General features: G+C 35.9%; 15 protein-coding genes. 6 read left to right on the forward strand and 9 right to left on the reverse strand.

The window, feature by feature from the left end; all coding sequences use genetic code 11:
• From FVQ77_14220 to FVQ77_14235, 4 genes are all read right to left on the reverse strand, one after another.
• A partial coding sequence (locus FVQ77_14220) for a hypothetical protein (protein MBW8051464.1) occupies nucleotides 1–542 on the reverse strand: 542 nt, incomplete at its 3' end.
• Nucleotides 543–827: 285 nt separating this feature from the next.
• Nucleotides 828–2,405, reverse strand: coding sequence for an Rne/Rng family ribonuclease (locus FVQ77_14225; GenBank protein ID MBW8051465.1), 1,578 nt, complete (start codon nucleotides 2,403–2,405; stop codon nucleotides 828–830).
• Between the two features lie 397 nt (nucleotides 2,406–2,802).
• Complete coding sequence (locus FVQ77_14230; protein MBW8051466.1) at nucleotides 2,803–3,501, reverse strand: tetratricopeptide repeat protein; 699 nt, start codon at nucleotides 3,499–3,501, stop codon at nucleotides 2,803–2,805.
• A 118-nt stretch (nucleotides 3,502–3,619) separates the two neighbouring features.
• Nucleotides 3,620–3,922: an integration host factor subunit beta gene (locus tag FVQ77_14235; protein MBW8051467.1), complete on the reverse strand. Its 303-nt coding sequence runs from the start codon at nucleotides 3,920–3,922 to the stop codon at nucleotides 3,620–3,622.
• A 37-nt stretch (nucleotides 3,923–3,959) separates the two neighbouring features.
• On the opposite strand from FVQ77_14235, the gene mutY reads away from it, so the two are divergent.
• From mutY to recG, 5 genes are all read left to right on the forward strand, one after another.
• Entirely contained in the window at nucleotides 3,960–5,189 is a 1,230-nt protein-coding gene (gene mutY, locus FVQ77_14240) for an A/G-specific adenine glycosylase (protein MBW8051468.1), read from the forward strand.
• 113 nt (nucleotides 5,190–5,302) lie between these two features.
• The gene (ssb, locus tag FVQ77_14245) at nucleotides 5,303–5,779 is read left to right on the forward strand and encodes a single-stranded DNA-binding protein (protein MBW8051469.1); all 477 of its coding nucleotides are present in this window, start codon (nucleotides 5,303–5,305) and stop codon (nucleotides 5,777–5,779) included.
• Between the two features lie 274 nt (nucleotides 5,780–6,053).
• A complete protein-coding gene (gene gldE / locus FVQ77_14250; protein MBW8051470.1) occupies nucleotides 6,054–7,358 on the forward strand; it encodes a gliding motility-associated protein GldE in 1,305 nt (434 codons plus the stop codon).
• A 1-nt stretch (nucleotide 7,359) separates the two neighbouring features.
• Nucleotides 7,360–7,932: a gliding motility lipoprotein GldD gene (gene gldD / locus FVQ77_14255; protein MBW8051471.1), complete on the forward strand. Its 573-nt coding sequence runs from the start codon at nucleotides 7,360–7,362 to the stop codon at nucleotides 7,930–7,932.
• A 193-nt stretch (nucleotides 7,933–8,125) separates the two neighbouring features.
• Nucleotides 8,126–10,249: an ATP-dependent DNA helicase RecG gene (gene recG / locus FVQ77_14260; GenBank protein MBW8051472.1), complete on the forward strand. Its 2,124-nt coding sequence runs from the start codon at nucleotides 8,126–8,128 to the stop codon at nucleotides 10,247–10,249.
• 20 nt (nucleotides 10,250–10,269) lie between these two features.
• Here recG and FVQ77_14265 read toward each other — a convergent pair whose 3' ends face one another.
• The 5 genes from FVQ77_14265 to FVQ77_14285 form a co-directional block, all read right to left on the reverse strand.
• Complete coding sequence (locus FVQ77_14265; protein ID MBW8051473.1) at nucleotides 10,270–11,181, reverse strand: prenyltransferase; 912 nt, start codon at nucleotides 11,179–11,181, stop codon at nucleotides 10,270–10,272.
• 237 nt (nucleotides 11,182–11,418) lie between these two features.
• Nucleotides 11,419–14,835, reverse strand: a complete 3,417-nt coding sequence (locus FVQ77_14270; protein MBW8051474.1) for a SpoIIE family protein phosphatase — start codon at nucleotides 14,833–14,835, stop codon at nucleotides 11,419–11,421.
• Nucleotides 14,835–15,209 carry a DUF1987 domain-containing protein gene (locus FVQ77_14275; GenBank protein ID MBW8051475.1) on the reverse strand — a complete coding sequence of 125 codons (375 nt, stop codon included), beginning with the start codon at nucleotides 15,207–15,209 and terminating at the stop codon, nucleotides 14,835–14,837. The genes FVQ77_14270 and FVQ77_14275 overlap by 1 nt, the downstream gene beginning before the upstream one ends.
• A gap of 77 nt (nucleotides 15,210–15,286) precedes the next feature.
• On the reverse strand, nucleotides 15,287–15,847 hold the full coding sequence (locus FVQ77_14280) for a hypothetical protein (GenBank protein MBW8051476.1): 561 nt from the start codon (nucleotides 15,845–15,847) through the stop codon (nucleotides 15,287–15,289).
• Between the two features lie 147 nt (nucleotides 15,848–15,994).
• The gene (locus FVQ77_14285) at nucleotides 15,995–17,848 is read right to left on the reverse strand and encodes a choice-of-anchor B family protein (GenBank protein ID MBW8051477.1); all 1,854 of its coding nucleotides are present in this window, start codon (nucleotides 17,846–17,848) and stop codon (nucleotides 15,995–15,997) included.
• 716 nt (nucleotides 17,849–18,564) lie between these two features.
• On the opposite strand from FVQ77_14285, the gene FVQ77_14290 reads away from it, so the two are divergent.
• Nucleotides 18,565–20,358: a chloride channel protein gene (locus tag FVQ77_14290; GenBank protein MBW8051478.1), complete on the forward strand. Its 1,794-nt coding sequence runs from the start codon at nucleotides 18,565–18,567 to the stop codon at nucleotides 20,356–20,358.
• Nucleotides 20,359–20,450: the final 92 nt, after the last annotated feature.

Raw genomic sequence — 20,450 nt, forward strand, 5'->3', positions numbered from 1 at the left:
TCCTTCGCTTCGCTCAGGATGGCTTCGCCAATTTCAAGGGCTTTGAAGTGGTGGGACAGGGATCGTGGGTAGTCGCCTTTGAGGTCGTAGTAAACACCGAGGTTGTTGTGGGAGGTGACAAGCAAAGCCCCAAGTTTCAAGTCCCAAACATCAAGCCCCAAGTTTTCCCCTTTGAATTTGGAACTTGTGACTTGGAATTTGGAACTTAATATTTCAAGCGCCTGATTGCTGAGCAAAATTGAGGTGTCGGGGTTTTGGTACATGAGCTCCCAGCCGAGGGCGTTGAGGAGTTTGATGCGGGTGGTGTCCTCTTTTGCCGTATTCAGCGCTTGTTTTAAACTGTCGGGCTTGGCGCTTTGCCCTGCACATAAATAGGGTAAAAAAATTGCAACATATAAAACGATAATCCGAAATCTTAAATCCGAAATTCGAAATCCGAAATTCGAAATTCGAAAGGCGAAATCCGATGTCAGGAACTTTGATAATAGAACTTTATGTGCGGGGTAAATTAAGAGAAGAAATATGTAAAGGAAGTTTTTCATCTGGGAGTAACTACTCAGGTAATATTTTTTTAGCCACTGATTGCACGCCTGCCCGCCATCTGCAAGGCTTTAGCATGGCAGGCGGGGATTTTTTAAATCAGTGAAATCAGTGGCAATAAAATGAAACCACTAATTACACGAATTACACTAATTTAATTTGTGTAATTCGTGTAATTCGTGGTTTCATCCATCAAACTAATTAAAATTGAATGAAAAGTACAGACACGGTGCGCAGAGACGCCCAATTTGGACGTCTCTGCGCACCGTGTCTCAACATAACCCGGCTTAAGCCGGCTCAGCGACAGTGGACTGGTTAACCTCTATTTCCTCTCCTTGTTTGTTCCAAAATCCAAACTCTGTGATCCCTAAAGAAGTATCTTGCATTATCTTGATCCATCTGAAATATTTAAGATACCATACTACCTGTTTTGATATAAACCCTTTGGAAAAGTAAGCTGCTATGTAAGGGTGCATTGTAATGGTTATGTTTTTTTCATTTTGTCTGCTGATGATAATATCTAAATGCTGGTTAATTTGATCAGAAACAAGAATACTGGCAGCAATTGTTCCACTTCCATTACAGGTAGGACAGGTTTCTTTTGTAGCAATATTTAGCTCAGGGCGAACTCTTTGACGTGTTATCTGTATTAAGCCAAACTTAGAAGGGGGTAATATAAAGTGTTTAGCTCTGTCATCTTTCATTTCTTCTCTCATCTTTTCAAAGAGCTTTTTTTTGTTCTCTAATATTTTTAGATCTATAAAGTCGATCACTATAATACCTCCCATATCCCTGAGTCGCAATTGCCGGGCAATTTCAGCAGCAGCGCTAAGATTAACATTTAAAGCCCGGGTTTCCTGGTCTAATGAGGTATCAGAACTTATTCCGCTGTTTACATCAATTACATGCAGCGCTTCGGTATGTTCAATAACGATATATCCCCCTCCCTTAACATTTACAGTCTTCCCAAATAGGGATTTTAATTGTTTTTCTATACCAAACGTTTCAAAGATCTTGAGTTTGCTATTGTATAATTTTACTATTTTCTCTTTTTCCGGAGCGATGGTTCGTACATACAATTTTATCTCATCATACAATTCCTTACTATCAATTGTAATGCTGTCAAAACTTTCATTGAGCAGATCTCTTAAAATAGTGGAAGTACGACCAATTTCACCTATTATTTTAGTTCCGGTTACGGCATTTGTTAAAGTTACAATACCTTCTTTCCACTTTTTTACAAGTCCGTCCAGATCTTTTACCAGCTCTGCTACTTCTTTTCCTTCAGCAACCGTACGTACGATCACACCAAAATTATTTGGTTTGATAGATTTCACCAACCTGCCTAATCGCTGACGTTCAGCATTATTAGTGACCCTTTTCGAAATATTTATAACATTTGAAAATGGAACAAGAACGAGATATCTACCGGGAAAGGACAAATCGCATGAAATTCTGGGGCCCTTTGTAGAAATAGATTCTTTAACGATTTGTACAAGAACATTCTGATTTTTACTTAGTACGTCTGAAATCTTGCCAAACTTGTAAATGTCTTTTTCAAGGTTAAAATCAGTTAGTTTGGGAGTGGCGTTCTTTCTGGTCTGAGCAGTTCTGACAAAGGTTTTCAGGCTGTTGAATTGTAATCCCAGGTCACGGTAATGCAGGAAAGCATTTTTATCGTAACCAATATCTATAAAGGCAGCATTCAGGCTGGGAACTACTTTTTTAACTACGCCAAAGTAGGTATCACCAACTACAAAGTTACTTCCACTTTCGTCAAAATAGAACTCAGTGAGCTTTCTATCTTCTAAAAGGGCAATTCTCGATCCCTTTTCTGAGGTACTTATTACTAATTCGTTGTCCAATTTTTAAATTTTGCATCAATAAGCTCACAACCTTGTGGTATATTTTATTCAAAGATAGCAGTTTTAACTTAGTAGTAATACACACCGCCTTTCGCAAAAGAAACAGAATCGAAGAAACGCAGAATGGATGAAGGTCAAGGAAAAATCCAAAATCCCTGTCTTCCTGCCCGTCTTTGTAGAGACGTTGCATGCAACGTCTCTACAAAGACGGGCAGGAAGACGTAATCCAAAGGGTCTATTTCTTTTTATGCCTGTTTTTTCTTAAGCGCTTCTTCCTTTTGTGTGTGTTTATCTTATGTTTTTTCCTTTTTCTACCGCAAGGCATCTTAGTTGATTATTGATTATTGATTATTGATTATTGACTATTGACTATTGATTATTGATTATTGAATACTAATTATTGCAATTCACTCAAGTAATTATCAACTATTGTATTAATTATTGAATCAACCTTTAATTGTTTAACATTATGAAATGCAGAAATGGCTTTTTGTTTTTCTCCTAATTCCATATAACTGACCCCTAAATAAAACTGTGCATCCGCATTTTCCGGGTTTATTTTAGTTAATTTCTCAAATCTATCAACCGCTTTTTTGTATTGACCCGATTGAATAGATAAGGTACCTAAATTATACAATGCTTCCTGATGATTGGGATTGACAGAAATGACTTCTCTCAGAAGCATTACCCCTTTCATAGGTGTTTCAGTAGTAATATATGTCATCGCCAGTTTAGCTTTTATATCAAGATTATCAGGGTTTAACTCTAAAACGTTTTCGTAATATTTAGCAGCGCTGTCCAACCAATTAAAACTATAAAAGGTGTTACCTAACGATTCTGCAAAAGTAACCTTTTTTTTTACATCTGTCGCATAATAAAATTTTATCCTTAAATTATTTATTTTTTCTAATACCTCATCTGATAATTTTTTATTTCCCCGTGCACTTAATTCAGGTGCAGGGTGATCTCGTCCCTGGTCATTTTTTTGTTCAGATAACTGCTTTTCATCCTCATTTATAATAACTTTGGGAAGACGGAATATCAAAATCACAACGATTAAGGCAACGATAGTAATGATAATTTGAGATCTGGTCATATGATACTAATAAAAAATGCTAATATACGAATGAATACTAATGATACGAATTAAGAGGTATGTGCCGTTTTTCATTAGTATTATTAGTATAAATTCGTATATTAGCATTATACTCTTACTAACTATTCGTTTTAATAACTTTTTTACTCTCTTTGATTAGCTCAACAAATTTTTTTGAAGGCTTGAAAAAAGGGATATAGTGTTCATCAATTATTATAGCTGTATTTTTGGAGATATTTCTGGCGACTTTTTTGGCTCTTTTTCTATTGATGAAACTACCAAATCCTCTGATATAAATGTTTTTCCCATTTGCCATTGAATCCTTGACAATTATCGTGAATGCGTCAACGGAAGCTTCTACATCACTTTGGTCAATTCCGGTTTGCAATGCGATTTCTGATATTAAGTCTGATTTTGTCATGGGGCAAAGTTAATAAAAAATGTATAAATCTTGCGGTATGAATAAAAAAAAATTCTCATCATTACTAATTTCATGGTATCGGCAGGAAGCACGTGATCTACCCTGGAGGCATACACGCAATCCGTACCACATCTGGTTGTCTGAAATTATTTTACAACAAACCCGGGTTGACCAGGGACTTCCTTATTATCTGAAATTTATAGAGCAATATCCCACAATCCATGATCTGGCTAATGCGGACATTTCAGAAGTGCTTAGGCTATGGCAGGGCCTGGGTTATTACACAAGAGCCAGGAATTTACATCATACTGCAAATAACATAGTCCGGAATTACGGGGGCAAATTCCCAGGAAATTATAAGGATTTGTTAGAATTGAAAGGAGTAGGTAAATATACTGCAGCAGCCATCGCTTCCTTTGCTTTTGGAGAAAACGTAGCAGTTTTGGATGGAAACGTCCTGAGAGTTTTGGCAAGGATTTTTGGAATTGAAACTGATATTGCAACGAATAAAGGAATGGTGGAATTTAACAAGCTGGCAAACGAATTATTGCCTCAGAAGGATTCCTATCTATTTAACCAGGCAATTATGGAGTTTGGGGCATTACACTGTACACCCGCAGCCCCAAAGTGTGAAACCTGCCCTTTCAGCAAAGATTGTATAGCTAACCTTTTAAATAAACAGGGCGCTTTACCGGTAAGAATAAACAAAGTAAAAAAACGCTCGCGGTATTTTCATTATTTTGTAGTGGTGGCAGGCCTGTCACGCCTCGAATTTGTCACCGATTGCACTGCTACAAGCGGGGCAGGTAAGAAGGTACGGCCCCAGTTGAATGTGATTGATATCCCACTGGGTAAACCGTATCGGGATACTTCAGATAACAGACAAATTCTTATGAGAGAGCGAACTCAAAATGATATCTGGAAAGGCTTATATGATTTTTTTCTCATAGAAGAAGACCATTTAGTACAATTAGATGATCTTAAAAATAATACATTGATAAAACAACTTAATTCAAAACAGTTGCATGAATCAAAAATATACAAACATATTTTAACACATCAAACGATCTATGCCAAATTTTGGATCATACAACCCGGTTTTCAGGTGGTGTCAGGTGTATCACCTGCCTGTCCCCAAGTTTTCGGGAGCACACAATTTGATAAATTAACAAAATCGTTTGGGCTGAATGCCTATGATATAGATAAAATAAAACAATTGCCCAAGCCGGTTTTGATAAATAATTTTTTGCAGGATTATTTTTTTTAATTGATGAAAGTTTCATATTTTTGTAAAAAAATTATTACTATTTTTTAATTGTAAAATTCTTATTACCTTTGCGACTGGAATTTAATTTTTTAAAATCTTAAACTTTTAACATCATGAGCGGAGTAAACAAAGCTATTTTAATCGGGAATCTTGGTAAAGATCCTGAAGTAAGAGTAATTGAAAACGACAGGAAAGTCGCTAAATTTTCTATGGCTACATCTGAATCCTGGAAAGATAAGACAACAGGGGAAAGAGTGGATAAAACAGAATGGCACAATATTGTTTTGTGGAGAGGCTTAGCAGATATTGCCGAAAAATACCTTAAAAAAGGAGACAAGGTATATATAGAAGGCAGGATCAGGACGAGAAGCTATGAGAAGGATGGGGTAACAAAATATTTTACCGAAATCCAGGGAGACAATATGACTATGTTGAGCCCTAAAGGTGGTGAAATGTCAGGTACTCCTGTTGAAGATACCAGTCAAGCCGGTGAAACGGGCGAAAGCGCTGCCGGGGAAGGTGATAAAGTTGCCGAACCTGCTCCTGATAATATCAAAAACGACAAGGAAATTAACGAGCTCCCTTTTTAATCCCGGTATCAGCCCCCCTCTAACTCCCCCCGAGTACTCGGAAAGGATTTAGGGGGGGCTCCAGAATTTTTACCGTGTGATCCCGGGTACTCGGGATTATTTCACGGGAATTTTTCTGTTCAACAGGATTAACTTTGTGTATACCCCGTTAGATATTTATTCTTTTTAATAAATATTATTTTAAACTTTGTATTATCTAACAGGGTTTAACCAACCTTTTATAGTATTGGACAGTGGTTTAGATAGTGGCCCTTTAGTATACTATATCTTATTAATGTGGACTGAAATAACAGGGTCTTCATTGTTTTTTTATATCCTTAATATATTTATTCTTCTGACTCTATTGCTATTGTCAGCGCTGGTTTCAGGGTCTGAAGTAGCTTTTTTTTCTCTTTCCAGAGAAGAAATATTAAAATGTAAAAGAAGCAGCATCAGGAGAGAAAGAAATCTTGCCGGTTTGCTGGATGCTCCCAGGCGCTTGTTAGCTACCATCCTTATACTAAATAACCTCTTTAATATAGCAATAGTAACCCTTTCTACTTATATTACCTGGCATTGGGCAGGCACAAAATCTACTACCGGCAGCCTGATAGTTGCTTTAACTTTTATTGTAACATTTTTGATCGTATTCTTTGGTGAGGTTACTCCAAAAGTATATGCTTTCAAGTATAACTTAAGCTTTGCAAAAAAAACAACCAATTTATTATTTATAGCAAATTATGTATTCTGGCCAATTTCCCGGCTCCTGATCGCTTTAAGCAATCTAGTTGAAAAAAGAATTGAGAAAAAAGGATATGAGATCTCAGCAGACAGGTTACACCAGGCAATAGAAATTACCATCGACAAAAATTCTACGCAAGAAGAAAGAGAAATACTAAAAGGTATCGTAAACTTTGGTAATATATCTGTAAAGCAAATTGTTTGTTCAAGGATTGATATTACTGCATTTGATATTGAAAGCAGCTTTGACCAATTGATGAATGACATCAATAAATGTGTATATTCGCGTATCCCCGTTTATAGAGATACCATTGATAATATTGAAGGTATGCTTTATGTAAAGGACCTGCTCCCTTATATTGATCAGAATAATGATTTTGAATGGCAGAAATTATTGAGAAAACCATATTTTATTCCTGAAAGTAAAAAAATTGATGACCTGCTCAAAGATTTCCAGGACAAACACGTGCATATAGCTATCGTGGTGGATGAATATGGGGGTACTTCCGGTTTGATCACCCTTGAAGATATTATAGAAGAAATTGTGGGGGAAATACATGATGAGTTTGACCAGGAGGACCAACTGTATACCAAACTTGATAACAATACCTTTATTTTTGAGGGAAAAACTTCTTTAAACGATTTTTGCAGAATAGTTGATGAACGAATAATTGTCTTTGAAAAGGTGAAAGGCGAAAATGAGTCACTTGGAGGTTTGCTTTTAGAACTTTTTTCTAAACTGCCAAAAGAAGGCGATACGATAAACTTTGATAAATACCATTTTGAAATTGAATCTGTGGATACGAAGAGGATCAAGAAGGTCAGGGTACAGATTAATGAAGATAAAGGTGAAAAGTAGAATGTTTGACTGTGTAATCTTTATAAATCTGTGTTTGATCAGTTGTACGAGCGATTACGTGCCCAAACCCAAAGGCTACAATCGTATAGACCTGCCCGATCATAAATATCAAATCCTCAAAGAAGTTCATCCATATATATTTGAATATGGCAGTTATGCCAAAATTCTCCAGGATACTTCATGGCTGGCACAGCCTCACTGGATTGAAATTCATTATACTGATTTCAAAGCTGTTATCCATCTAACCTATGAACCCTTACATAACGATATGAAGGCATTTGCCGAACTTATTGATGATGCTCATAAACTTACTGCCAAACACCAGGTAAAAGCATATTCCATAGAAGAAACGCTTATTAAAACCCCGGCAGGTATGAATGTCATCATTTTTGAATTGAGCGGAGAGGTTCCCAGCCAGTTTCAATTTTATGCAACCGACACTATCACACATTTTTTAAGAGGCGCTTTGTATTTTCATACTGCCGTTAAAAATGATTCTCTTGCTCCGGTTATTGATTATATGAAAGTTGATGTTATGCATTTGATCAATACATTAAAATTCAATAGTTATTAGTTTGATAGTTTTTAGTTTTAGTTACTTGTTTTTTCGTTTTGCCATAACCATTAAACTAAAAAACTAAAGGGCATCTCTAAAAACTACACCATATATTCCCCTCTATCAAGAGGGGCAAGGGGTGTGTTTTAAAAAATATGTAGTTTTTAGAGATGCCCTAAAACTAATAACTAAAAACGAAGTACTAAACAAATTGACCAATTTTTTCGACACCAAAATAGAATTCCTCAAGGGTGTAGGCCCTCACAAAGCTGCCTTGTTAAATAAGGAGTTGAAAATTTTCACCTTTGCCGACCTTATCCAATTTTATCCGTTCCGGTACGAAGACCGTACTGAATTTTATAAGATCTCTGAGGTTACCCAACAGATAAGATCACTTGCTGATTCAATGCCGCTTCTACAGATAAAGGGTAAGATCCGGTATTTGAACACAATTGGGCAGAGGAAACAAAAACGACTGGTGGCTAATTTCTTTGATGATACCGGTGAAATAGAGCTGGTCTGGTTTCGGGGTTTGCAATGGATCAATCTCAAACCCAATGTAGAATATGTCATTTTTGGTAAGCCTACCTTGTATAATAATAAAATAAACATTGCACATCCTGAATATGAGCTTTTCGAAAGCAACGAAAAAAGCGGATACATACAACCGGTCTATCACACCACAGAACGGTTAAGCTCCCGGTTTCTCGGCTCAAAGGCAATTGCAAAGCTCCAGGAAAGATTGATTGAACTTGCCAAACCACAGATCAGGGAAACATTAACTGAACATATCATCAACAGCTTCAGCCTCATATCCAAAAAAGATGCTTTATCAAACATACACTTCCCGAAAGATCATGACCTGCTCAAAAAGGCAGGATTCAGACTGAAGTTTGAAGAATTATTTTATATTCAGCTCGGGCTTTTAATGAATAAAAGAAAAAGAAAAGCAGAGCTTAGTGGTCAAATCTTTAAACACGTACCTACCCTTAACGATTTTTATCACCATCACCTTCCATTTCAGCTTACCAATGCTCAAAAAAAAGTGATCAAAGAGATCTATACTGATATGTCATCGGGCAGGCAAATGAACAGGCTTTTGCAGGGAGATGTAGGAAGCGGTAAGACGATCGTTGCCTTTATTGCATCATTGACAGCTATAGATAATAATGCCCAGAGCTGCCTGATGGCTCCTACCGAGATACTTGCTGAACAGCATTATAACGTTCTGAAAAAATATGCTGATAAATTAGGGTTGAATATTGGAAAACTCACCGGATCAACCAAAAAAAGTGAACGCAAGATATTATTTGAACAACTGAGTTCCGGAGACCTTAATATTATTGTAGGCACACACGCATTGTTAGAAGAACAGGTACAGTTTAAAAACCTTGGCTTCTGCATTATTGATGAGCAGCACCGGTTTGGAGTTGCTCAAAGAGCCCGGCTTTGGGAAAAAAGTAGTAGTAGCAGTGGCAGTGGCAAAGTATATCCACATATCCTGGTGATGACTGCTACGCCTATTCCCCGAACCCTTGCCATGACATTATATGGCGACCTTGATACTTCAGTGATAGATGAGATGCCGCCCGGAAGAAAACCTGTTACCACAGTTCACCGATATGATAAAAGCAGGTTAAGAGTATTCGGGTTTTTGAAAGAACAGATCAAAAAAGGCAGGCAGGCATATATCGTTTATCCTTTAATAGAAGAGTCTGAAAAAATGGATTATAAAGACCTGATAGATGGTTATGAGAGTATCCGCCAGGCATTTCCGGAGTATCATGTAAGTATGGTGCATGGTAGAATGAATCCTAAAGATAAAGAGTTTGAGATGCAGCGATTTGTTAAAGGGGAAACTAAGATAATGGTAGCTACTACAGTGATTGAAGTAGGCGTGGACATACCCAATGCCTCTGTAATGATAATAGAAAGTGCGGAGCGGTTTGGATTGAGCACACTCCATCAGCTAAGAGGAAGGGTTGGCAGAGGAGCAGATCAATCATACTGTATTCTTATGACCGGTTATAAATTAAGCAGCGAAAGCCGAACAAGAATAGAAACCATGGTACGTACCAATAACGGCTTTGAAATTGCTGACATCGACCTCAAGCTCAGAGGGCCTGGTAATCTTATGGGAACACAGCAAAGCGGTGTGCTGGACCTGTTGATCGCAGACCTTGCTCAGGACGCTGCCATATTGCAAACTGCAAGACAGGCAGCTCAATATTTGCTTGTAAAAGACCCATCTTTACAAAATCCAGAAAACCACAACATTCAAAAACATATTTCCTCCCTAAAAAAGAATACCGTGAATTGGAGCAGGATCAGTTGATAAAATATTTTTAAAATGCACTATACGCTGATCACCGCCATCCCAATAATCCCACACAGCATAATAAACTTGCAAACAGCGCTTAAATAATTGTATTTTTTTTGAGTATCTGCCCTTACTAATTTTATTATAAACCAAGAGCTCAAAAAAAGTATTATAATAAGGAACAAGACATGTAGATGGGAGATGGACGATGGTTGATGGTTGATGGATGATGAAAGGATAATAAATGAAAATAGTGCTGTTATAAAAATGGCTAGCAGGCCATAAAGCAAATACTTAGTTCTGCGTATCCCCCAGATGATCGGTAATGTTTTGCAGCCAAATGCAATATCGCCTTTCATATCTGCCATATCTTTTATGACCTCGCGGATCAGTGAGATAATAAAAGCAAAAACAGCAAAAGCATAGATCAAAGCCGAATTTTGCCGGAAATAAACAGCTATTACTCCAATTACCAGGACTGTCAAAAATGCAACGATAAAATTGCCAATAAAAGGAAGACGTTTAAGATAATTAGAATAGAACCAGAGTAGAAAACCGGCAAATATATTAACGACCGCTATTTTTACAGAAAGAAAAACACCTATAAGAATACCCAAAGCATTTAAAACTATATGCAATCCCATAGCGGTTCTGCGTTTTAAAATTCTGCCCACTACTATACGTTTAGGCCTGTTGATGGTATCTATCTTTATATCATAATAATCATTTATAATATAGCCTGCTGAAGCGATCAATATAGTAGATAAAGATAAAAGAAACAGATCAATATCGGCAATATGATCTGTCCACTGTTGTCTAGGTCCTATTAGAAATATACGGGTAAAATATTGCGTAAGAATAATGATCAAAAGATTTGGGAGGCGGATCAACTTTAGAAGAGCTAATGTTGAAAGCATAATGTATTTGAGTCTGATATTTCTAATCATATTAGTAATCCCAAATACTCAGGATGAAATTGCTTTATATTAATTGTAGGTCTAAAAACAAAATATAAGGTACTGGGTTCTGGGCACTGGGTACTGGGTAATCGGAAAACTAAGTGGCAATTGTTTACACAACCCAGAACCTAGTAACCAGGGCCCGGTAGCTGTTCATTATTTATAACTATTGCTAGTTGAAATTGTCAACTGTTCCCGATATATCGGGATCAATTGCCTACTTTATTAAAATCTCATCCCAATCACCAGGATGTCGTCTAATTGTTCATTATCGCCTTTCCACTGTTCAATTGTGCTATTTAGGATTTCTTGCTGCCTTGCCATTGAGCTTTTTTGCATATCTAGCAATAGATCGTAAAACCTGGCAGACATAAATTTATCATTGTCTTTACCGCCAAATTGATCGTAGTACCCATCTGTAAGAATATAAACCGCATCTTTATTCTTAATATCAATTATATGAGATTTAAAATTTCTCTGGCTTTTATATAAAAAACCAATTGGAAGATTGTCTCCTTTTATTAATTCTACTTTTCGATTTCTAATAAGTACTAACGATTGTCTGGCGCCTGAAAATTCAAGGAACTTTTTCACAGGATCTATTGTACAAAGTGATATATCCATGCCATCTATCAGCTCAGTATCGTGGATGTTTTTTGTTAATGACGATACCACTCCTTCGTGCAGTTTTTCCAGGATCATTGAAGGCTTAAGAATATTTTTTCTAATTACAATATCATTTAACAATTCATTACCGATGATAGACATAAATGCCCCCGGCACACCATGTCCCATACAATCAACCGCAGCTACTACCACCCTGTTATTTTTTTCAGCATACCAATAAAAATCACCGCTTACAATATCTTTTGGCTTAAAAAGTATAAATGACTCGGGTATAACTTCTGTTATTTTCTCTCTCTCCGGCAGGATAGATTCCTGAATATTTTGGGCATACCTGATATTACTGATGATTCGTTTGTTTTTCCTGGCAATTTCCTCATGCTGTTTTTTGACCTTATCCCTTTCATCGGCAAGCTGTTTTGTCTTTAACCGTACTTGTTGAGTGAGAAGCTTCTCAGCTTTCTCCAGGTTTTTTAATCTTATTTTTAGAAATGCATATCCTGAACCGATCAAGGCAAAACAGCATATTGTATAAAACCACCAGGTTTTCCAGAATGGCGGGTTTATTAAAAAGCTAAATTCAGCAGGGTTTTTATTCCATAAGCCATCGTTGTTACACGCTTTCACTTTGAAGGTGTACTCACCATGAGGTAAATTAGAGTAGGTAGCTTCATACTTTGAAGTTACAGGCGACCACTTCTGATCAAATCCTTCTAACTTCCATTGATACCTTACCTTTTCAGGTATTTTCAGTGAAATAGCAATAAACTCAAAAGTGAGATGATTTTTATCATACGGCAGCACAAGGTTTTGGGGCAAGGTGTACCATTTAGAGACACTATCGTATTTTATATTTGTATTTTGGAATTTAGCTTTCCAATCTACTACCTCAAAAAATAATTGTAAACCGACAATATGCGTTTGGGGTCTTTTTTGATTTGGTATATCATGAACTGGTTTGTATTTTATTGCTCCTTTTATAGTACCAAACCATATATCCCCCTCTTTATCTTTAAATGAGGCATTTGTGTTACATTCTATACCAGAAAACCCTTCATCGTAACCATAGTGTTTTAATATTATTTTTCCGGTTTTATTGAATTCATACAAATTTAATTTATCCAGCCCTTTGCTTGTTCCAATCAGCAGATTACCCTCATCATCTAATTTGATAATATAAACGGTATTGGAAGATAAACCCTCTCCCTTTGTGATATTTGAAAATTCCCCTTTATTTTTATTTCCATCCCCTGGAATAAGTCTGCTAATACCCCCGTATGTTGCTGACCAGATATTCCCTTTATTATCTTCTGCCAGGGATAATACAGTATTATTGGCCAAGCCTTCACTTTGGGTATAATTTGTAAAAGTTAACCCATCATATTTACACACCCCTCCACCGGATGTGGCAACCCACAAGTTTCCTTTCCGGTCTTGAATAATAGCCAGTATGGCATTATGACACAAACCATCTTTGGTAGTATAGTTGACAATCTTGACAACAGCTTTATCCTTAGTAACCATAATTTTACTAATCCCCCCCCTGGTACCAACCCAAATATTGCCTGCTTTATCTTCATAAAGCACTCTTAACTCGTTATTGACTAAACCATCACTTTTATTATAATTTAGAAATTTATTGCTTTTGGGAGGGAGTTTGAAAATTCCATCACCATAACTGGCAAACCAGATATTTCCTCTTTTATCCTCAATAACCGACCATATTTCTTTACTGCTAAAACCATTTGATTGGTTATAATAATAGAATGTTTTTTTATTAAATAGTTTGCCGGAATGGCCATTTTCAACAACTTTATTTACACCATTATGGGCGCCAAACCATAAATTTCCTTTTCTATCTTCTAATATCGATAAAACCATATTACTGCTTAAACCATCTCTTTGGGTAATACTTGTAAATTTAGCTTCAATGCATTTGATCACTCCGCCACCATCAGTCCCTAACCACACATTATTTTCTCTGTCATTAATAATTGACCAAATACCATCACTGAATATTCCCTGCTTTATTGTTAAAATAGAAAAATCCCACCCATCGTATTTCCAAACTCCAGCGCCTAACGTACCTATCCAAATATCTCCTTTAATATCTTCTAACAACGATTTTATCTCTTTACCATATAAATATTTTTCAATAGTAATTTCCATCTGAAATCCGGATTTATGTTGGGCTGAACCTGCAATAATTTTGTCCGGATTCATATATTTACTATCAATTTTGCAAAGCCCCATTTGAGTTCCAAACCATAAATTTCCACTTTTATCTTCAAGTATTGCAACAGTACTATTGTGGGCTAACCCGTCTTCAACGGTAAAATTTTCCCCGATTATAGTCGGGATTTCTCCCGAGAACTCGGGATCAACAATTTTTAATCCTGAATCTGCCCCATGTACTTGTGACAACCGAAAAATTCCCTTATCTGTACCTAACCACACGTAATGATGAGAATCCTCAAATATTGTATTAACGGTAGCTTGTTCTAATTTATCGTGGGTTATTAACCTATTCACCAAGGCGTTACGCAAGACAGGGGGAGGGAGCAGGTACAAACCTCCATTGGCTCCAAACCAGAGATTATCATTACTGTCTTTAAATATTGCATTTATCTCTTTTCCATTCAGTCCATCTAAATTTCTGAGCGTAATAAAGTTACTGCCATCAAAGACACTTACGCCCCGGTAAGTGCCAAGCCATAGGTTACCTTCTCTGTCTTCTGCAATTGCGTTTACAGTGTTATCACTAAGTCCTTCATCACTGGTGTAAGTAATGAATGATCTGCCATCGTAGCTGCATATACCTCCACTATTTGTACCAAACCACAAATTTCCTCTACTATCCTGGAATATCACATATACCTGTGACTGCGGCAATCCATCCCGGAGGGAATAGTTTTTAAAATAATAATTTCGGGCTACTTGGGCTACCGAATTAAAATTGAAGATTGAAAATTGTAGAATAAGGGAAATAAATATAAAAGGAAGCTTTTTGAAATACATTACATTTTCTTTATTTTGACAGGAATATTAACCAACAAACTAAACTCTTTTCCGGATTCTTTTATATCAAGATCGCCATCCCGGTAATACCATAAAACTTCCAATGTATATCCCTTCTTTTTTATCTTTTGTAATCTGTAAAGAATATCAAGAAAATATTTATATGACGAAGAATTAAAATAAACCAATTTAAAGACAAATGTTGTCTTCTTATTTGGTTTGTCAGCATATTGATCAATCCATTTCAAAATTTCTTTAAAAAAATTCAGACTGTCTTCCGGATAAGATCTGCCGGAAATTTCAAATAATTTTTTTTTGCTGTCTAAAATTATTTTAGGTGTGTCTAAATTTTCTTCAATTATCAAAGCACGCATTTTTAATTATGAATTACGAAGCACGAAGTACGATTTATCCCGAGTGCTCGGGATCATTCGTACTTCGTCATTCGTGCTTATATTGAAACCTTTACTTCAAATGTGAAAAAAGAGAGTCTTTTATCAATTTTATCAAACTGATATTCAATGTTACGCTGAGACTTTTTTGCTATTGTAATTAAGCCTAAACCAGCGCCTCCTTTATCAGACAATTCAGACTTAGTCAATTTTGCTTTGTGCATTTCATTCAATGCTGCTTTGTCTAAACTGTTTATCTTTGACAACATTATTTCTAACGGATCCACCTCTGAGTTCAAAATATAATTTCCTGTAGAAATAATGTGTTCTTTTTTAGTTTTTCCGATCAAAAAGATCCCTTGTGCCCATCCCAGATCCTCCTTATCTTTTACGCCATGCTTACATATGTTTTGAAGGCATTCTATTATTACAGCCATAATCCTTTTTGTGGTAACTGTGCTGCCTTCTTTTATGCCTAACTTCTGCTGTGTAAGGGTTAGAACAGCTTTCACAAATTCCTGGTTAAATTCCCCTTTAAATAATAATAGTAAATTGTCCTTCTCAAGGCTGGTGTACCAATCAGATAATTTAGCTAAATATGAATGATCCTTCTTGTTCATATGGATATGGATATATGGCTTTAGTTTAAACTAACGTTGCAAAATGCATAATTTTTCAAAGTTAAAACTTTTTTGACATAATCACCTTTTTATTAGATTATCGAAAGGAATTTGCTTATTTTTCATGTTGATATTGAAGATACCAGGTTAAAACTTGTATTTTATTATCTTTAAGCTATAATAATCAATTCCATCTGTAATACGAATACTATACAAGCCTACAGGAAGATCATACAATTCCAAAGTGATTAAATCTTTATTAATTACTTCTTTCAATTGATATACAACCACTCCTAAATAATTATATAAATAAATGTCTACTGCTGAAGCGCTCAATGAGTATTTTAACTTAATATTTAATTTGTTTGAAAAAGGGTTGGGGTATATTTTTACAATATTGTTCAGGGGACTTTCCATAATACCTGTCAGGCATGCATTTACGATGATAGTATCAGAAGTTACACCACAATTTAAAGAAGAATCAAATAACACTACATAATAACTTCCGGAGTCTGTGACAATGATAGATTGTGTTGTTTCTCCTGTGTTCCATTGATAACTGTCAGCAATATTGGCAGTAAGAATTAAGGAATCCCCGGCACATAGCATTGTTGATCCAATCATTGATATTGTCGGGTTTATGGTAACCTTAATTATTACAGGTACTCTAAAACTCTCACAACTTGAATCTGCATTTGCCACATAAAAGGTAGTATCAGCAAAAATAGGTGGAGTGGTATAAGAAAGTCCTGTAAAAAATGGTGTAGTATCATTTATTCCACTATACCAATTGATCGTTGTTGCACCTATAACAGTAATAGTTGTAGATTGTCCATAACAAATAGTATCTCCATATACCAAAGGAGCAGGTCCACATAGTGCAAGTACAAACAAACCATACTGCATATCAGAAATTAAAATTTTTCCTGAAGGTAAATAAGGATAAACACCCCAGGCGCCCCTGTACGAAACGTGGTCGGGTGGTGTATAAGTATCATAATATCCGACATTTACAGGATTGGAAGGATCAGAAATGTCAAATATCTGCAAACCATCGTGGTAATAAGAACAATAGGCATAATTACCCTTGATAATAACATTATGAGCCATAGATAATGGATCTACCCCGGAATTAAATTGCGAAACATAGACCATGTTTGATAAATCAGACACATCGTAGATCTTGACATCCATTGCGGGAGCCTCATCAGTAAAAACGTAATAATTACCATCCCCCGTAAGCCAACCGGAATGGTTATAATCCTGGTCAGGATAGGTAGTCAGTGATCCCAACAATTGTGGAGAAGCAGGATTGGTCAAATCAAATATAAATAAGCCTGCCATTCCATTAGAACAATATGCTGTATCGTTTTTAACATAGGCATCATGCACGTGCCAACCTTGACCGGGTTGTAGTATTAATGCAGGTAAGATTGTAGGATTTACAGGATCAGCAAGAGAAAAAATCCCCATAGCTTTAAAGAACCCAGCACCATTATCCATAGCAAGAGCATATAATTTAGCCGTTGCAGTATCGATAAATATGTTGTGAGAATTTTTGATCAAAATATCAGAATCGTACACTAACGGAACAGAATCGGGTAAATAGCCCAGGTCTGCTATTTGCAATGTACTGGCTCCTTCATCAGAGACTATATACAAATACCCGGCATAATCATGATAATCCCGGTGGATAATTTGCCCGCCTTGAGCTGCTCCCGGGATAAACGCTATTGTATCTACACTATTTGGATCGGTAACATCAAAAATATGCGTACCTGCCGTTGATCCTATAATGGCGTATTCTCTGCCGTTCTTTGCATAACCCCATATTTCATTATAGACATTGTTAAAAACTATTGAACCCACAAGAGTAGTATCTTCCCAATGATACAATAGTTGCATATTAGAACTATCCTGTGCAAAAATAAATTGCATCCCGATAAAACCGGGAGCAAATTGAAGAATACAAAATGATATAATCAAGTTTAGCTGTTTCATTTGAAAATAATGTGTTAATGGAATAAAAAAATAGTCATTTGATTTTATATTGCGGTGTAAATATACGCACTATTTTTTATTAACAATATAGATTTGTCCAAAATAAGTTTAAAATAAAGAATTGTAAATCAAAAAATCGCCTAAAACAAAAAAAACCACTAATTACACGAATTACACTAATTTAATGTAAAATAAAATGCCAGATTTTAATAATTAGTGAAATTAGTGTAATTAGTGGTTAAAAATTCTAAAATCGTAAATTTTAAATCATGCCTGTCAAAATGACAAAATAATAACAGCAAACCAACTTAAAATGGTTGAAAAAGCTGCTATTTATAGTTGTCTAAATGTCAAAATTAAAAAGCAAAATAAAAAGGTAAAAAGTTATCAACAATTTAGAAAAGTTTTCAACATTTTTTCAAAAATTATATAACTTATTGAATATCAATTACTTAATGTTAAATCTGGTATTATTAAAATTGTGGATAACCTTAAAAAATAACAATAAATTACTATCTTTGGTGCTGATTATGAAGAAAATAGAGTTATAAATATTAAAATATCACAATTTAATTACTTAATAAAAAATCCTTAATTTTATCCACATAATTTTACCAAAAAAAAATTGGATTAATTATGAAAAGGAAAATAAAAGCCACAGATTCACAGATTAAAAGAATTATCTTATAAAATCTGTGAATCTGTGGCAGTCATTTATGAAAAGACAAACATTACCGGGGCGGTTTTTGATCTGGCGGGTTAAGCACATCGGACACAGGCAATTTGTACTTATCCTGAGCATGATAGTGGGGCTTGCTTCCGGATTTGGCGCCATTATAATAAAAAATTCAGTTCATTTTATTCAACATCTGTTAACCAGCGGATTTTCCAAAGACCTTCACCTTTACCTGTATTTTATATATCCAATCATTGGAATCCTGATTACTGTACTTATCATTAAGTTTGTGATCAGGCAAAGTGTCGGTCATGGAATTCCTTCCACCTTATTTGCCATTTCTAAGAAAAACAGCATTATGAGAAGGCATAATTTATTTTCCTCAATCATCACCAGCACGTTCACAGTTGGGTTTGGCGGTTCTGCCGGACTGGAAGGGCCAACTGTAGCAACAGGCGCCTCATTTGGTTCGTATATCGGGCAATTGTTAAGATTAAATTACAAAACCACAACATTGCTTCTCGGATGCGGAGCTGCCGGTGCTATGAGTGGAATATTCAATGCACCGGTTGCTGCTATTGTATTTGCACTTGAAGTAATTATGCTGGACCTTACGATGGCTTCGCTGATACCTTTGCTTGTTGCATCAGCCACAGCAGCGCTTACAACATGGTTGCTGATGGGAAATCTTACATTACTCTCCATTTCACTTAAAGATCCTTTTATACTAACGGATGTACCTTTTTTTATTCTTCTTGGGATACTTACCGGACTTGTTTCTGTTTATTTTAGTAAAATGTTTTGGTTTGTGGAGGAAAAATTTTCTAAAACAGAAAACCCCTATAGAAAGTTAATTATCGGGGGGCTGATACTCGGTACCATTGTATTTTTAATACCCCCTTTGTATGGAGAGGGATATGCAACTGTCAATAATCTTCTTTCCGGCAATTATACCGACATTCTTAATAACAGCATTGTCTATAAGTACCGTGTTAATGATTACTACATCCTGGTATTACTAACGGTTATGTTGCTGCTTAAAGTGGTAGCAACCTCAATTACTTTTGGGGCAGGAGGGATAGGAGGGATTTTTGCTCCAACCTTGTTTATGGGTGCAACAGCAGGATTTATATTTTCAAAATCGTTTAATATTTTCGGCTTGACTAATATTTTTGGCTTCCCTCCTCTGTCAGAAACAAATTTTACTTTGGTTGGGATGTGTGGTATGATTGCCGGTGTGCTTCACGCGCCATTAACAGCAATATTCCTTATTGCCGAAATCACAGGAGGATACGAATTATTTATGCCCCTAATGATTACCGGCACTATCGCCTATATAACCGCCAGGTATTTTAATCCACATTCGGTATATACGATGCAATTGGCAAAAAGAGGAGAATTGATCACGCATCATAAGGATAAAGCTGTTTTGACTTTAATGAAGCTCAATACCGAAGTTGAAAAAGACTTTACAACCATCGCCCCGGAGACTTCATTAGGGGATATTGTTAAAGTAGTTGCGAAATCAAAACGTAATATTTTCCCGGTTATAGATAAAGATAAGATGTTATTGGGTATCGTCCTGTTAGACGATATTCGGGAAATAATGTTCAAACCGGAACTCTATGACGAGGTATATGTGGAAAGTCTTATGGCCATGCCGCCTACTTATGTTTCTTCTAAAGATAGTATGGATGCTGTTATGAAAAAATTTAAAGATACAGGTGCATGGAACCTGCCCGTAATTGATCAGGGAAAATATGTAGGATTTGTTTCTAAATCTAAATTGTTTAATGCTTACAGGAAGTTACTACTGGCGTTTTCGGAAGAGTAAATACAGATAATTAATAGGAAGGAAATAAGGGAAATAAAGGGAATAAAGGAAATAAGGTAATGTAGTATGTCTTTAAATTTGCTTTGCATATT

The organism is Cytophagales bacterium, assembly GCA_019456305.1.
In the GTDB taxonomy this organism is placed as follows: Bacteria; Bacteroidota; Bacteroidia; order Cytophagales; family VRUD01; genus VRUD01.

What these genes read in the sequence shown, in the direction of transcription:
- mutY (MBW8051468.1), top strand. Translation starts at nt 3,960, where the DNA reads ATGAATAAAAAAAAATTCTCATCATTACTAATTTCATGGTATCGGCAG.
- gldD (MBW8051471.1), top strand. Translation starts at nt 7,360, where the DNA reads ATGTTTGACTGTGTAATCTTTATAAATCTGTGTTTGATCAGTTGTACG.
- FVQ77_14280 (MBW8051476.1), bottom strand. Translation starts at nt 15,847, where the DNA reads ATGAACAAGAAGGATCATTCATATTTAGCTAAATTATCTGATTGGTAC.
- ssb (MBW8051469.1), top strand. Translation starts at nt 5,303, where the DNA reads ATGAGCGGAGTAAACAAAGCTATTTTAATCGGGAATCTTGGTAAAGAT.
- gldE (MBW8051470.1), top strand. Translation starts at nt 6,054, where the DNA reads ATGTGGACTGAAATAACAGGGTCTTCATTGTTTTTTTATATCCTTAAT.
- FVQ77_14285 (MBW8051477.1), bottom strand. Translation starts at nt 17,848, where the DNA reads ATGAAACAGCTAAACTTGATTATATCATTTTGTATTCTTCAATTTGCT.
- FVQ77_14265 (MBW8051473.1), bottom strand. Translation starts at nt 11,181, where the DNA reads ATGATTAGAAATATCAGACTCAAATACATTATGCTTTCAACATTAGCT.
- FVQ77_14270 (MBW8051474.1), bottom strand. Translation starts at nt 14,835, where the DNA reads ATGTATTTCAAAAAGCTTCCTTTTATATTTATTTCCCTTATTCTACAA.
- FVQ77_14230 (MBW8051466.1), bottom strand. Translation starts at nt 3,501, where the DNA reads ATGACCAGATCTCAAATTATCATTACTATCGTTGCCTTAATCGTTGTG.
- FVQ77_14290 (MBW8051478.1), top strand. Translation starts at nt 18,565, where the DNA reads ATGAAAAGACAAACATTACCGGGGCGGTTTTTGATCTGGCGGGTTAAG.
- FVQ77_14275 (MBW8051475.1), bottom strand. Translation starts at nt 15,209, where the DNA reads ATGCGTGCTTTGATAATTGAAGAAAATTTAGACACACCTAAAATAATT.
- FVQ77_14235 (MBW8051467.1), bottom strand. Translation starts at nt 3,922, where the DNA reads ATGACAAAATCAGACTTAATATCAGAAATCGCATTGCAAACCGGAATT.